The sequence below is a fragment of the Microbispora sp. NPDC088329 genome (assembly GCF_040685655.1).
Classification (GTDB): Bacteria; Actinomycetota; Actinomycetes; order Streptosporangiales; family Streptosporangiaceae; genus Microbispora.
Genome location: NZ_JBFBIP010000006.1, coordinates 342400 through 356580, shown reverse-complemented (window position 1 = coordinate 356580; position 14181 = coordinate 342400). Strand labels below are relative to the sequence as shown.

The 14181-nt window shown below is 70.4% G+C and carries 13 protein-coding genes; 2 read left to right on the top strand and 11 right to left on the bottom strand.

Annotated features, from left to right (window positions below; all coding sequences use genetic code 11):
• Window positions 1–578 precede the first annotated feature (578 nt).
• The 10 genes from tyrS to argC all read right to left on the bottom strand — a co-directional run bounded on the left by tyrS (window position 579) and on the right by argC (window position 10525).
• A complete protein-coding gene (gene tyrS / locus AB0O28_RS15590) occupies window positions 579–1844 on the bottom strand; it encodes a tyrosine--tRNA ligase (RefSeq protein ID WP_363640481.1) in 1266 nt (421 codons plus the stop codon).
• 131 nt (window positions 1845–1975) lie between these two features.
• A complete protein-coding gene (locus tag AB0O28_RS15585) occupies window positions 1976–2659 on the bottom strand; it encodes a DNA-3-methyladenine glycosylase (RefSeq protein WP_363640449.1) in 684 nt (227 codons plus the stop codon).
• Window positions 2641–4053: an argininosuccinate lyase gene (gene argH / locus AB0O28_RS15580; protein ID WP_363640479.1), complete on the bottom strand. Its 1413-nt coding sequence runs from the start codon at window positions 4051–4053 to the stop codon at window positions 2641–2643. The genes AB0O28_RS15585 and argH overlap by 19 nt, the downstream gene beginning before the upstream one ends.
• A gap of 362 nt (window positions 4054–4415) precedes the next feature.
• Complete coding sequence (locus AB0O28_RS15575; protein WP_363640447.1) at window positions 4416–4550, bottom strand: hypothetical protein; 135 nt, start codon at window positions 4548–4550, stop codon at window positions 4416–4418.
• Window positions 4519–5103 (bottom strand): arginine repressor, encoded by a 585-nt coding sequence (locus AB0O28_RS15570; protein WP_363640445.1) that lies wholly within the window; start codon window positions 5101–5103, stop codon window positions 4519–4521. Before AB0O28_RS15570 ends, AB0O28_RS15575 begins: the two co-directional genes overlap by 32 nt.
• Complete coding sequence (gene argF / locus AB0O28_RS15565) at window positions 5100–6119, bottom strand: ornithine carbamoyltransferase (RefSeq protein WP_363640443.1); 1020 nt, start codon at window positions 6117–6119, stop codon at window positions 5100–5102. Before argF ends, AB0O28_RS15570 begins: the two co-directional genes overlap by 4 nt.
• Complete coding sequence (locus tag AB0O28_RS15560) at window positions 6112–7257, bottom strand: acetylornithine transaminase (protein ID WP_363640477.1); 1146 nt, start codon at window positions 7255–7257, stop codon at window positions 6112–6114. Before AB0O28_RS15560 ends, argF begins: the two co-directional genes overlap by 8 nt.
• Window positions 7258–7298: 41 nt before the next feature.
• On the bottom strand, window positions 7299–8252 hold the full coding sequence (argB, locus tag AB0O28_RS15555; protein WP_363640441.1) for an acetylglutamate kinase: 954 nt from the start codon (window positions 8250–8252) through the stop codon (window positions 7299–7301).
• Complete coding sequence (gene argJ / locus AB0O28_RS15550; RefSeq protein ID WP_363640439.1) at window positions 8249–9403, bottom strand: bifunctional glutamate N-acetyltransferase/amino-acid acetyltransferase ArgJ; 1155 nt, start codon at window positions 9401–9403, stop codon at window positions 8249–8251. Before argJ ends, argB begins: the two co-directional genes overlap by 4 nt.
• A 99-nt stretch (window positions 9404–9502) precedes the next feature.
• Window positions 9503–10525 carry an N-acetyl-gamma-glutamyl-phosphate reductase gene (gene argC, locus AB0O28_RS15545; protein ID WP_363640437.1) on the bottom strand — a complete coding sequence of 341 codons (1023 nt, stop codon included), beginning with the start codon at window positions 10523–10525 and terminating at the stop codon, window positions 9503–9505.
• 191 nt (window positions 10526–10716) lie between these two features.
• On the opposite strand from argC, the gene AB0O28_RS15540 reads away from it, so the two are divergent.
• Together AB0O28_RS15540 and AB0O28_RS15535 are read left to right on the top strand one after the other, a co-directional pair.
• Entirely contained in the window at window positions 10717–12372 is a 1656-nt protein-coding gene (locus AB0O28_RS15540) for a class I adenylate-forming enzyme family protein (RefSeq protein WP_363640435.1), read from the top strand.
• A 132-nt stretch (window positions 12373–12504) separates the two neighbouring features.
• Window positions 12505–12870, top strand: a complete 366-nt coding sequence (locus AB0O28_RS15535) for a nuclear transport factor 2 family protein (protein WP_363640433.1) — start codon at window positions 12505–12507, stop codon at window positions 12868–12870.
• A 25-nt stretch (window positions 12871–12895) separates the two neighbouring features.
• Here the strand turns inward: AB0O28_RS15535 and AB0O28_RS15530 are convergent, their stop codons facing one another.
• Window positions 12896–14161 carry a hypothetical protein gene (locus AB0O28_RS15530; protein ID WP_363640431.1) on the bottom strand — a complete coding sequence of 422 codons (1266 nt, stop codon included), beginning with the start codon at window positions 14159–14161 and terminating at the stop codon, window positions 12896–12898.
• Between the last annotated feature and the right edge of the window lie 20 nt (window positions 14162–14181).

Below are 14181 nucleotides of genomic sequence, written 5' to 3'. Positions count from 1 at the left end.
GCCGCTATGACGGGGTCATGCATGATTCATGCACTGGCTTTTAGCACACTGTTGAGTTCTCAAGAAACGGACGCGACCACCATCACCCGAAACCTGATCACCAGGTCCCGAGATCCAGGGCGATGACTTCCGTTCGGCCGACTCTACGGCGATCGCCGTACCGCGGACCTGGAGGGCCATACGGTACCGGCCGATGCTCTTGTCAGAGTGACCGCCCCTCTCGGGGCAACCACTCCATCTTAAACCCTCGCCCGCTTCGTGTCAAACCTTCCGGTCTGGCAACGCCACGAACGACTCCGACTCGGCACGAACGCCTCATCTGAGTTCTTGTCAGAGCGGCTCGCCCGTCGGGGTCCGGCCGCCTGTCGGCGTCCCGCTCTCCCCGGGGGCGAGGAAAACATTAGGCAACGTCGACCCGGCCGTCAAATCACGGCGAGACGACGGAAACCCCAGGCCAGGCAGGGGTTTCCGTCATGGGCCACCCTTGACGCCATACGATTGTTACCCTCGTCACAACAACTCTTGAGATGGAACAGCCGCCCCGGCCTCGGGCCGGGGCGGCTGTTCAGGACAGAGGGTCAGGCGACCTCGACGCCGCCGACCGTCTTCTTGCCCCTGCGCAGCACGAGGAATCGTCCGTGCAGGAGATCACCTGTCGAGGGCACGTACTCCTCGTCGGTGATCTTCGTGTTGTTCAGGTACGCGCCGCCCTCCTTGACGGCCCGGCGCGCCGCGGACTTCGACTCCACCAAACCGCTCTGCGCGAGCAGTTCGACGTACGGCGCGCCCAGGGCGGGCACGACGGCCTTGGGCACCTCCGCGAGAGCGGACTCCAGCGTGCGGGCGTCGAGTTCGGCCAAGGAGCCCTGGCCGAACAACGCGCGCGAGGCGGCGATCACACGGGCCAGTTCGTCGGACCCGTGGACCAGAGTGGTCAAATCCTCGGCCAGGGTGCGCTGCGCCTCTCGGGCAGCCGGCCGCTCGGCCACAGCCTTCTCCAGCTCCTCGATCTCCTCCCGCGTCCGGAAGGTGAAGACCTTGAGGAACCGCACCACGTCCCGATCGTCAGCGTTCAACCAGTACTGGTAGAACGCGTACGGCGAGGTCAGCGCGGGATCCAGCCAGATCGCACCGCCCGCCGTCTTGCCGAACTTCGTGCCGTCGGCCTTGGTGATCAGCTTGCCGGTGAGCGCGTGAACATGAGCGCCTTCGACCCTGCGGATCAGATCGACCCCGGCGGTGATGTTGCCCCACTGGTCGCTGCCGCCGAGCTGCAAGGTGCATCCGTGCCGCCGGTACAGCTCCAGGTAGTCGTTCGCCTGCAGGATCTGGTAGCTGAACTCGGTGTAACTGAGTCCCTCACCGGCCAGCCTGGCGGAGACGGACTCCCTCGCCAGCATCCGATTGACGGGAAAGTGCTTGCCGACATCCCGCAGGAAGTCGATCGCCGACAGTTGCGCCGTCCAGTCGAGGTTGCTGACCAGCGCGGCCGCCGTCGGCCCCTCCTCGAACGACAGGAACTTCTCGACCTGCACGCGAATCCGCGACAGCCATTCGGCGACGATGTCGCTGGAGTTCAGTGCCCGCTCGGTGCTGCGGCCACTCGGGTCGCCGATCAGACCGGTGGCGCCTCCGACCAGGCCGATGGGCCGGTGACCCGCCCGCTGGAAGCGGGTCAGGATCAGCAGCGTGGCCAGATTGCCCATGTGTAGTGAGGGTGCGGTCGGGTCGAAGCCCGCATACACGGTGATCGGACCGTCGGCCAGCGCCTTGCGCAGCGCGTCGATGTCGGTCGTCTGCGCGATCACGTCGCGCCACTCGAGCTCGTCGAGGATGTCAGCCATCTGCGACGTCGGCACGAGGTTGCCTGAAGTTGCGGTCACGGTCGTGGCTTTCGCTTATCGATGGTGGATGTACGGGCTTCCGTACAAGCGTGCCTGATCACGGAACCTTATCGCCACTTCATACCTGCCCGTCAGCTCGTGGCGCGACCTCGGCGCCGAGGGACGTGGGCACGGTACGGCGAGACGGTGGGGTCACCGTCGATCCAGAATCTCCACGGCGTCTCGGCACCCGTCGAGACGCCGGTGCGGGGGCCCGTCCTGACCTGGCCGGACGACGCGGGCCGGCCCTCGTGCACCTGGATGGGGCCGCCCGCGCAGCAGTCCGTCCCGTTGTGCTCCCGGACCAGGCCGAGCGCCACCGTGAGCCTGGCCGGCCCGCGCGCGAGGTCGCGATCCGGGACGCGCCGCACCAGCCCTTCCAGATCCGGGCCGTCGGCGTGCGGCATGCGGCGGATGCGCGCGGTGTGCACACCCGCGATCACCTCGCCGGCGCGTAACAGGACGGCCGAGCCGGTGCCCGCCGGCATGCACACGAGGTTCGCGCAGTAGTGCATGCCGTACGTGAAGTAGACGTAGAGGTGTCCGGGCGGCCCGAACATGACCGAGTTGCGCGGCGTGCGTCCCCGGTAGGTGTGGGAGGCCGGGTCCTGCCCCGGCCCGCCGTACGCCTCGACCTCGCTCAGCCGCACCGCCACCGACCCGTGCACGACCACGCGGCCGAGCAGGTCGGGCGCGACCACGTCCGAAGGGCGGTCGAAGAAGTCGCGGCCGAGCGGAGCGCCCGCGACGTCCTCGATCAGCTCTCGTTCGCCCATGCCGCCTGACCGTCGACGATCTCCCGGAGATTCGCGATCTGGTCGCGGACCCGGTCGGGCGCGGTGCCTCCGAAGGCGCTGCGGGCGGCCAGCGCGCCGTGCACGTTCAGCACGTCGCGGACACTCGCGCCGGTCTCGTCGACGGCGAAGTGCGGCGAAACCTTGCCCAGCTCGTCGTCGGTGAGCTCGCCGAGGTCCTTGTCGTTCACCTGGCACCACACCACGAGGTGACCGACGGCCTCGTGCGCGTCGCGGAACGGAACCCCGCGGCGGACCAGCAGTTCCGCGAGGTCGGTCGCCAGGGCGAAGCCGTCGGGCGCGCTGGCCTCCAGCTTGGCCTTGTTCACCCGCATCGTGGAGACCATGCCGGACACCGCGGGGAGCACCAGAAGCAGGGTGTCGACCGCGTCGAACACCGGCTCCTTGTCCTCCTGCAGGTCTCGGTTATAGGTGAGAGGCAGACCCTTGAGAGTCGTCAGAAGCGACATCAGCGAACCGATCAGCCGGCCGCTCTTGCCCCTGGCCAGCTCGGCGACGTCGGGGTTCTTCTTCTGCGGCATGATCGACGAGCCGGTGGAGTAGGCGTCGTCCACCTCGATCCACCGGAACTCCTGCGACGCCCACAGCACGATCTCCTCGCCGAGACGGGAGATGTGCACACCGATCAGCGCCGCGCAGAACAGGAACTCGGCCGCGAAGTCGCGGTCGGCGACCGCGTCCATCGAGTTCGGCGCGGGCGCGTCGAACCCGAGTTCGGCGGCGACGGCCGCGGGGTCGAGCGGCAGGGAGGACCCGGCCAGGGCGCCCGAACCGAGCGGCGAGATCGCCGCGCGCCTGTCCCAGTCGCGGAGGCGGTCCACATCCCTGGTGAGCGCGTGAACGTGGGCGAGAAGCTGGTGGCCGAACGACACGGGCTGGGCGTGCTGCAGGTGCGTCATGCCGGGGGCGGCGACGTCGGCGTTCTCCTCCGCCTGGCTGATCAGCGCCGTCTCCAGCTCGGCAAGCCGGGAAACGATCGTGCGAACGTGGTCACGCAGGTAGAGGCGCAGGTCGGTGGCGATCTGGTCGTTGCGGCTACGCCCGGCCCGGAGCTTGCCGCCCAGCGAGCCGAGCCGTTCGAGCAGCCCGCGCTCCAGCGCCGTGTGCACGTCCTCGTCGGCCACGGCGGGACGGAAATCCCCCGTGCGGCACGCCTGATCGAGGTCGTCGAGCGCGCCCAGCATGCGGTCGAGCTCCTCCTGCGTCAGCAGCCCGGCGCGGTGCAGCACGCGCGCGTGCGCGCGCGAGGCCAGCAGATCGTACGGCGCGAGCCGCCAGTCGAACTGCACGCTCACCGACAGGCGCGTGAGGGCGTCCGCGGGTCCCCCCTCGAACCTGCCACCCCAGAGCCTCATCGGCTTGTTGTCCGCCACCGTCTTCTCCCTCCGATATTCGAATCCCTGCCAAAGATGACCGCGCGCCGTTCCCGCCCGGGCCGTCGTACGTAGATCCTTGCGCCTTCTCCGGTCTTCGCGTGGCGAACCTCGGCGCGGATCCTTTTGCGGGACTAATCCGCGACCTTAGCCGACGTACGCCCCGGTCCCTGCACCGGAACCGGGGCGTATACCGGGTCGATCAGGCCTGCCGGCCGTATCCCGCGGACGCGATTTCGTTCTGATCGATCGAGAGCGGCGGCCTCTTGCCGACGTCCGATCAGCGGACCCTTTTTCTGAGCGAAGGCGACGGCCCCGTCACGGGTCCGGACGTGGTCATGGGCCTACGCGGTGAGGCCGGGTGTGAGGGCGGCCAGGCCGGCCTCACACCGCACCTGGTCGCCGCCCACGCCGATGGCCGCCAGCGCGGGCGAGCCGCCCTGCCCGTCACTGCGCCTGCTCCTCCTCGCCGTGGTCATGGACCTCCGCGGGGAGTTTGTGCCTGGTCACGTCGGGCGGGCGGCGGGTGGCGAGGTTGAGCATGGTCTCCGCCAGCGCCTGCCCCCCGATGGGGTCGCGGCTTATCACGAGGATCGTGTCGTCACCGGCCACCGTGCCGAGGATCGACTCCCAGCCCGCGTGGTCGATGGCCGAGGCGAGGAACTGCGCCGCTCCGGGAGGCGTGCGAAGGATCACCAGGTTGGCCGACGCCTCGGCCGACACCAAGAGCTCCTCCGCGATCCTCCGCAGCCGCGCGTCCGGGTTCTCCTGCAGGCCGTTCGCGGCACCGGTCCGGTAGAGGGGTATCCGTCCCCCGCCCTCACCGGGAAGCGCGTAGACCAGCGTGCCGTCGTCGGCCCGCAGCTTCAGCGCGCCCAGCTCGTCGAGATCGCGGGAGAGCGTGGCCTGGGTGACCTCCACTCCCTGCTCCGCCAGAAGCTTGGCCAGCTCTGGCTGCGAGCGGACCTTGTGCCTGGTGAGCAGCTCCACGATCCGGGCGTGCCGGGCCGCCTTGGTCAGCGGGATGGTCAAGACCCCTCCGAACCCCGCGTCGCCAGCCAGTGCAGCAATGCCTTCTGGGCGTGCAGACGGTTCTCCGCCTGGTCCCACACCACGCTCTGCGGTCCGTCGATGACGTCCGCGGCGATCTCCATGTCCCGGTACGCCGGGAGGCAGTGCAGCACGATCGCGTCCGGGTCGGCCAGACCGAGCAGAGCCGCGGTGACCGCGTAGGAGGCGAAGGCGGAGACCCGTTCCTCCTTGCCGTCCTGGCCCATCGACACCCAGGTGTCCGTCGCCACGACGTGCGCCCCGGCCACCGCGACCTCCGGGTCACTCACCACCGCGACCGACCCGCCGGTGGCCGCCGCGATCTCACCCGCCCGCTGCACGACCAGCGGGTCGGGCAGATACCCGGCGGGCGCCCCGATCCGGACGTGCATGCCCGCCGTGGCCCCGCCCAGCAGGTATGAGTGGGCCATGTTGTTGGCCCCGTCGCCGAGATAGGCGAGCGTGAGCCCCTGGGGCGACCCCTTGTGCTCGCGGATCGTCTGCAGGTCGGCGAGGATCTGGCAGGGGTGGAACTCGTCGGTCAGCGCGTTCACGACCGGCACCGACGAGCAGGCGGCCATGGCCTCGATGCGCTCCTGGCCCGCCGTCCGCCACACGATCGCCGCGACCTGCCGGGACAGCACCCGCGCGGTGTCCTCGATCGGCTCGCCCCGTCCCAGCTGCGAGGTGCCGAGCTCCATGACCAGCGGCTGGCCGCCCAGCTCCGCGACGCCGACGGTGAAGGAGACCCGGGTGCGGGTGGAGGGCTTGTCGAACAGCACGGCGACCGTGCGGGGGCCCTCGAAGGGCCGATAGCCGAACCGGTCCTTCTTCATCGCCTCGGCGAGGTCGAGCACCTGCGCCTGCTCCTCCGGCGACAGGTCGTCGTCTCGCAGGAAGTGTTTCACCCGCGCCGAGTCCGCGCCCTGCCTCACCCGCGCCGATCCACTGGCCTGGCCCGGGGCGGCGGCGGGGTTCATGAGGTCGTTCTCAGGCATTCGCGGCCTCCAAAATGCCGGGCAGCGCGTCGATGAAGGTCTGCACGTCGGACTCGGTGATCATAAGCGGCGGCGCGAGCCGTACCGCGTCGGGTTGCAGGGCGTTGACCAGGAAACCGGCCTCCTGCGCCGCCGTCTGCACCTGCGCCGACTTGGGCGCGGTGAGCACGGCGGCGAGCCAGAGCCCGCGCCCCCTGACCCCCTTGAGCAGGGGGTGCCGCACGGCGGCGATGCCCTCGGACAGCAGCGCCCCAACCGTGTCGGCGTTGCCGAGCAGTCCGTCACGCTCGATGGTGTTCAGCACGGCGAGAGCCGCCGCGCACGAGATCGGGTTGCCGCCGAAGGTCGAGCCGTGATCGCCCTTGGCGAAGATCTCGCCGGCTTCGCCGAAGCCCACGCAGGCGCCGATGGGCAGGCCCCCGCCGAGGCCCTTGGCGAGCGTCAGCACGTCGGGGACGACCCCCTCCGCCTGATGGGCGAACCAGTGCCCGGTGCGGCCGATGGCCGACTGGATCTCGTCGGCGACGAGCAGCGCCCCCGCCGAGGAGCAGATCTCCCTGGCCGTGCGGAAGTAACCGTCGGGCGGCGGGACGACGCCCGCCTCGCCCTGGGTGGGCTCCAGGAAGACCGCGGCGCAGTCCTCGGTCACCGCGTTCTTCAGCGCGTCCGCGTCGCCGTACGGGACGAACCGCACGTCGAGCGGGAACGGCCCGAACTGGTCGCGGATCGAGGGCTTGCCGGTGAGCGACAGCGCGCCCAGCGTGCGGCCGTGGAAGCCGTTCTCCGCCGCCACCATGTAGTGACGGCCGTGCGTCCTGCCGTACTTGATGGCGATCTTGACTGCCGCCTCGTTGGCCTCGGTGCCGGAATTGGCGAGGAAGACCCGCGCGGGCTCCCCGAGCAGGGCGAGCAGTTTCTCGGCGAGCAGCACCTCGGGCTCGTGCAGGAACAGGTTCGAGGTGTGCGCGAGGGTGGTCACCTGCCGGGACACCGCCTCGACCAGGGCCGGGTGGTTGTGCCCGAGCGAGGTCACCGCGATGCCGCCGATGAGGTCGAGGTAGCGGCGCCCGTCCACGTCCCAGACGGCGCAGCCCTCACCGCGGGCGATGGCGACCGGCGGCACGCCGTAGTTGCGCATGAACGCCGCTTCGAAGCGTCCGCGCAGTTCATCGTTGGTGGTCACCTGGCAACCTCTCCGTTCACGGCGCCGTCCGCCGTCACCCCGGCCGTGTCCCGCATCGTGGGAACGGCGTCGTCGGGCTCGACCATCGTGCCGATGCCCTCGTCGGTGAAGACCTCCAGCAGAAGCGCGTGAGGCACCCGCCCGTCCAGCACGTGCGCCTGCGGGACCCCGCCGCGCACGGCTGCCAGGCACGCCTCCATCTTCGGCACCATGCCACTGGACAGCGAGGGCAGCAACGCCGCGAGGTCCGAGGCCCCGATGCGGCTGACGACCTCCTCGCTGTCGGGCCAGTCGGCGTACAGCCCCTCGACGTCGGTGAGGACGATGAGCTTCGACGCCTGGAGCGCCACGGCGAGAGCGGCAGCGGCGGTGTCGGCGTTGACGTTGTAGATTCCGCCGTCCTCGCCGCGAGCCACGGACGACACCACCGGGATGCGCCCGTCCTCCAGCAGGGCCCGTACGGCTCCGGCCTCGACCCGGACGATCTCTCCCACCTGGCCGATGTCGACCTTCACGCCGTCCACGACGACGTGCTTGCGCTCGGCGGTGAACAGGTGGGCGTCCTCGCCGGACATGCCGACCGCGAACGGCCCGTGCCCGTTGATCAGCCCGACCACGTCGCGGTTGACCTGGCCGACCAGCACCATCCGGACGACCTGCATCGCCTCGGGGGTGGTCACCCGCAGCCCGGACACGAAGTGAGAGTCGATCCCGAGCAGGTCGAGGTGCGACTGGATCTGCGGGCCGCCGCCGTGCACGATCACGGGCCGCAGGCCGGCATAGCGCAGGAACACCACGTCGGCCGCGAACTTGGCCCGCAGGTGCTCTTCTGTCATCGCGTTGCCGCCGTACTTGATGACGACGGTCGCGCCGTGGAAGCGCGCCAGCCAGGGCAGCGCCTCGATCAGGGTGTGCGCCTTGTCCAGGGCGCCGTTACGCCTGACGCTCATGACGAGTACGCCGAGTTCTCGTGCACGTACGCCGCCGTGAGGTCGGTGGTGTGCACGGTCGCGGTGTGCGGGCCGGCGGACAGGTCGACGGTGATGGTCACGTCGCGGGGGCGCAAATCGACCTTGGCGCGGTCGTCCCCCGCCGCACCGCCGCGGCAGATCCAGATGCCGTTGACCGCGACGTTGACCCGCTCGGCCTCGAACACGGCGTCGGTCGTGCCGACGGCGCTGACCACCCGGCCCCAGTTCGGGTCCTCGCCGTGGATCGCGCACTTGAGCAGGTTGGATCGGGCCACCGCACGGCCTACCGCCACCGCGTCCTCTTCCGAGGCCGCGCCGACGACCTCGATGGCGATCGCCTTCGAGGCTCCCTCGGCGTCGACCAGAAGCTGCCGGGACAGGTCGGCGCAGACGGCGGTGACGACCTTCTCGAACTCGGCGAGGTCGGGCCGCACGCCCGACGCGCCGCTCGCGAGCAGCAGCACGGTGTCGTTGGTCGACATGCAGCCGTCGGTGTCGAGCCGGTCGAACGTCACGGAGGTCGCTCTGCGCAGCACCGTGTCGAGTTCCTCGGACGTGAGGTCGGCGTCGGTGGTCAGCACGCACAGCATCGTGGCGAGAGCGGGCGCGAGCATGCCGGCCCCCTTGGCCATGCCGCCCACCATGTAGCCGTTCTCGCCGCGGCGGAAGGAGATCTTGCTGACGGTGTCGGTGGTCCGGATCGCGTCGGCCGCCGCCAGCCCGCCGTCGCGGCTGAGCTGGGCGGCCGCGGTCCCCACGCCTCCGAGCAGTGCGTCGATCGGCAGTCGTTCTCCGATCAGGCCGGTGGAGCAGACCGCGATCTCCGCCGCGGAGTCGTCCAGGACCTCCGCCACCTTCTCGGCGGTGGCGTGGGTGTCCTGGAAACCCAGGGGGCCGGTGCAGGCGTTGGCGCCGCCGGAGTTGAGGACGACGGCCCTGACCCGGCCGCCGCTGAGGACCTGGGCCGACCACAGGACCGGCGCGGCCTTGAATCGGTTACGGGTGAAGACACCGGCCGCGGCACGCGAAGGTCCGTCGTTGACGACCAGGGCGAGGTCGCGGGCGTCGCCGCTCTTGATCCCCGCGGCGACGCCGGCGGCGCGGAATCCCAGGGGTGCGGTGACGCTCATGCCGCCCCCTCGCCTGACGGCTCGGGGTCGCATTGGCGAATCGCGCGCTGATTGTCGATGCGCTCGCTCATGCCTGCTCCTCAAGAAGGAAGATCTTGCTCACGGGGCGACTCCATTGGTGGGAAGGCCGGCTTCTTCCGGAAGGCCGAGAGCGAGGTTGGCGCTCTGGATCGCGCCCCCCGCGGTGCCCTTGGTGAGGTTGTCGATGGCGATGACGGCGACGATGCGCCCGGCCCGCTCGTCGACGGTGACCTGCAGGACCGCCGTGTTGGCCCCGACCGTCATCGCGGTCGCCGGCCAGACGCCCTCGGGCAACAGGTGGAGGAACGGCTCGTCCTTCACCGCCGTCTCGTACGCCTCGCGGACCGCGGCGGCGGTGACTCCGGAGGCGGCGGGAGCCGTGCACGTGGCGAGGATGCCGCGGCTCATCGGTGCGAGGGTCGGGGTGAACGACACCCGGACCGGCCGCCCGGCGACCGCCGACAGGTTCTGCTCCATCTCCGGGGTATGCCGGTGCACCCCACCCACGCCGTAGGCGCTGACCGAGCCCATGACCTCGCTGCCGAGCAGGTGGGCCTTGGGTGCCCGGCCGGCTCCTGAGGCGCCGCTCGCGGCGACGACCACGACGTCGGGCTCGGCCAGCCCGGCGGCGAAGGCGGGGAGCAAGGCCAGGGTGGCGGCCGTCGGATAACAGCCGGGGACGGCGATGCGCCGTGCGCCGCGCAGGACCTCGCGCTGACCGGGCAGCTCGGGCAGGCCGTAGGGCCAGGTGCCGGCATGGACGCCGCCGTAGAACGCCGTCCACTCCTGCGCGCTGGTCAGACGGAAGTCGGCACCGCAGTCGACGACCAGCGCGCCGTCGCCGAGTTCGGCGGCGACCGCGGCCGACTGGCCGTGCGGGAGTGCGAGGAAGACGACGTCGTGACCGGCGAGCACGTCGGGGGTGGTCTGCTCGATCACCCGGTCGGCCAGCGCCGGCAGGTGGGGTTGGTGGGCGCCGAGCCTCGTGCCGGCGCTGGACGCCGCGGTCAGTGCGCCGATCTCGACGTTAGGATGGCCGAGCAGCAGGCGGAGCAGCTCGCCTCCCGCATAGCCGCTGGCTCCGGCGATCGCCGCCCTCATCCGCGCCCCCGATCTCCCGCGATCACTGCATGGTCATGCAGCAGACCTCATGTTCTTGCTGGTGTAGAGAGTATGCATCGCAAAGCATGAGCATGCAAGCAGCGTTCCGAGGAGTGGACATCTAGCCGACGTACCTACCGGTCGGTATCGTGAAACTTCCGGTTGACGAGCAATTCCGGGAGTGCGCCAGCATGACGATCACGAACGAACAGGTCCAGGCCCAGCTCACGGCGCCCGGGCAGCTCTTCGAGATGGACGAGGTCGAGGTCGGCGGTCACAAGATCCGGATGTGGAAGCATGCTCCGGCGACCTTCCGGGCCCTACTGGAGATCACCCGGCTCCACGGGGACAAGGTGTTCGTCGTCTACGAGGACGAGCGGATCACCTACGAGGAGCACTTCCGGCTGGCGGCGACGCTCGCCAACCGCCTCGTGGACGACTACGGCGTACGCAAGGGCGACCGCGTCGTCGTGGCCATGCGCAACTATCCCGAGTGGGTCGTCTCCTTCTCCGCCGTGCTCGCCGCCGGCGCGGTGGCCGTGCCGCTCAACGCCTGGTGGACCGAGCAGGAGCTGGAGTACGGCCTGAGCGACTCGGGCGCGAAGGTCGTGATCGCCGACGGCGAGCGCGCCGCCCGGATGGCCGGCAGCGGGCTGCCGATGATCGTCACCCGCGGTGAAGGGGCCAACTGGGCCGAGGTCCTCGGCGAGGTCCGGGCCGACGTGACGCTGCCGCAGGTCGACCTGGGCGCCGACGACCCCGCCACGATCTTCTACACCTCCGGCACCACCGGCAGGTCCAAGGGCGCCCTCGGCAGTCACCGCAATCTCGGCCAGGCGCCGATGACCGTCGCGTACGCGATGATGCGCACCGTGGCGATGGCCGGCAGGGACGTGGCCGCGGCGGCCGGCAAGCGCAGGATCACCCTGCTCACCGTGCCTCTCTTCCACGTCACCGGATGCTTCGCCGTACTGATGACCACGATGTTCAGCGGTGGCGGGCTCGTGCTGATGTACAGGTGGGACCCCAAGCGGGCCCTGGAGCTCATCGAGCGTGAGAAGGTCACGGTGATGAGCGGTGTGCCGACCAACGCCTGGCAGCTGCTCTCGCACCCCGACCTGGACAAGCACGACATCTCCTCGCTCGGCTCGATCTCGTACGGCGGAGCGCCGGCGCCGCCGAAGCTGCTGGAGCGGATCACCGAGACGCTGCCCAACCGGACGCCCGCCAACGGGTACGGCATGACCGAGACGACGGCACTGGCGATCTACAACAGCGGCAGTGACTACCTGGCCAAGCCCGACAGCATCGGGCTGCCGCTCGCGGTCGTGGACGTCAAGGTCTGCGACCCGCTCGGCGCCGAACTGCCCCCCGGCGAGGTCGGCGAGCTGTGCATGCGAGGGCCGATTGTGATCATGGGCTACTGGAACCGCCCGGACGCCACGGCGGAGACCTTCGTGGACGGCTGGCTGCATACGGGCGACCTGGCCCGCATCGACGAGGACGGCTTCGTCTACATCGTCGACCGCGCCAAGGACATGGTCATCAGAGGCGGCGAGAACGTCTACTGCGCCGAGGTCGAGGCCGCCCTGTTCGAGCACCCCGCGGTGGACGACGCGGCCGTGATCGGCATCCCCGACGACGAACTGGGCGAGCAGGTCGGCGCGGTCGTACGGCTCAAGCGGGGCGCCGGCGCGACCGGCGAGGAACTCCAGGAGTTCCTGCGCGGCCGCGTCGCGGCGTTCAAAGTGCCGGTGCGGTTCTGGTTCAGGGAGGCCGAACTGCCGCGCAACCCCGGCGGCAAGGTACTCAAGACCCACCTGCGCAAGGAGACCCTGGGCCTGTAGCGCCGCGACCGGCGGGACCTGCCCGGAACCGGCGGGCGGGACGCCGGTTACCTTCCACGTAATCGCCGCTCCCCGGGGCTGCGTGACACCGTTCACGTGTCGTCACGGAAGACATCCCCGAAGGAGTGGAAGATGACCGACTACACCGCCCTGGCCGAGCGTTACATCGCCGCCTGGAACGAGCGCGACACCGAGGCCAGGGCGAAGGCGGTGGCGGAGCTGTGGACCGAGGACGGCGGCTACACCGACCCGCTGGCCGCCGTCACCGGGCACGGCGGGATCGCGGCGGTGATCGCCGGTGCGCAGGAGATGTTCCCCGGTTTCGTGTTCACCCTTGGCGGGCCGGTGGACGGCCACCACGACATCGCGCGCTTCACCTGGCACCTCGGCCCCGAGGGCGCCGCCGAACCCGTCGTGATCGGCTTCGACGTCGTCGCGATCGCGGAGGACGGCCGGATCGGCGCCGTGTACGGCTTCCTGGACAAGGTCCCCGCCTGACCGCCTCTCCCCCGGGAGCCCGTCTTCAGCGGAAACGAGAGCTGGGGACGGGCCCGGCGGAGCGGACACGGTCGCGCGTGCCGTCGGCCGGCCACATCGGAGCGATCCCGGCCACGAACCGGGCGAGCTCCTCGTCGGTGTCGGAGGGCAGTTCGTCGGGCGTGGGGGTGGCGCGCAGGATCTCCGCGGCCAGGTCCTCCACCTCGCGATCGTCGGCCGGGGACCTGGCCATGTCACCGTCCGGCGTGATGTACATCTTCTCGTCCCAGGGGGCGACGAGCATCTGGCAGAGCAGCGTGCTGACGTCGGCGCTGACCTGAGGCGGCTCGGTCCAGCACGTCGCATGCTCGTAGAGAATCTGGCCGGCCGCCCGTTCGTACAGGTCCACGACGAGGTCTCCGACGTTCGCGAGATCGTAGGCGATGACGACCGTGTCGGTCCGGCCGGGAGCGAAGGGCTCGGCGGGCAGCCCCAGGACCTGGGACGCCGCCAGGCCGAGAGCGATATCGCCCCGCCCGGGCAGCAGGGACACCGTCTTCGGCGTCCGGCCCGCCGCCTCCAGGACGGTGCGCAGCCGGCGCAGGCCGTACAGGCAGGCGCCGAAGTCGTCGTTCAGATAGGCGTACCGGCCGTTCATTCCCTGGTCGACGCCGAACGGTGACAGGGTGGCCAGGACACCGCCGGTCAGTGCGAAGTGCCAGCCCCGCAGGTCACGTGAGCCGAGCCGGCCGAGGGCCCGAGCCTCCCGCGCCCGCGCGAGCATCCCGGACAGACGGCCCCGGGCCGGCAGCCAGAACTCGTCCTCGGGGAAGGGGAGACCGTCCGCCTCGACGGCGGCGCGGTCCACATCGCCGCACATCAGCGCGTTGTAGGCCAGCAGGTAGCGATCGGGCCACGGAGTCAGGACGGCCTCGTGTTCGCTCAGCACGGACACGGCCTCGCCGTGCCGATACTCGTCCTCGAAAGCGGTGACCAACTCCCGCAGGATCACCGGCGAACCCGGCTCCCGGCGCAGCGCCTCCCGCAGGGCGGGGACCGCCAGGAAGGAGGCGCCCCGCTCGACGCAGGCGTAGCCGTACGCGTAGAGCGCCCGCGACCCGCCAGGGTCGGCGGACACGGCGGCCGCCGCCTCGGCCAGGTCGGCGAATCCCGTGAGTTCCGCCACCCGCCGGACGAGGGGCGCGGTGTCGGCGACCGCGAGGCGATCGACGGTAGAGCGCAGATGATTCATGAGCCCGGAGACGTCGTCGGCCTCCGCCAGCGCCCACGCCTCCTGAAGATCGCTGTTCATAGGGGGAACCTACTGGCGCC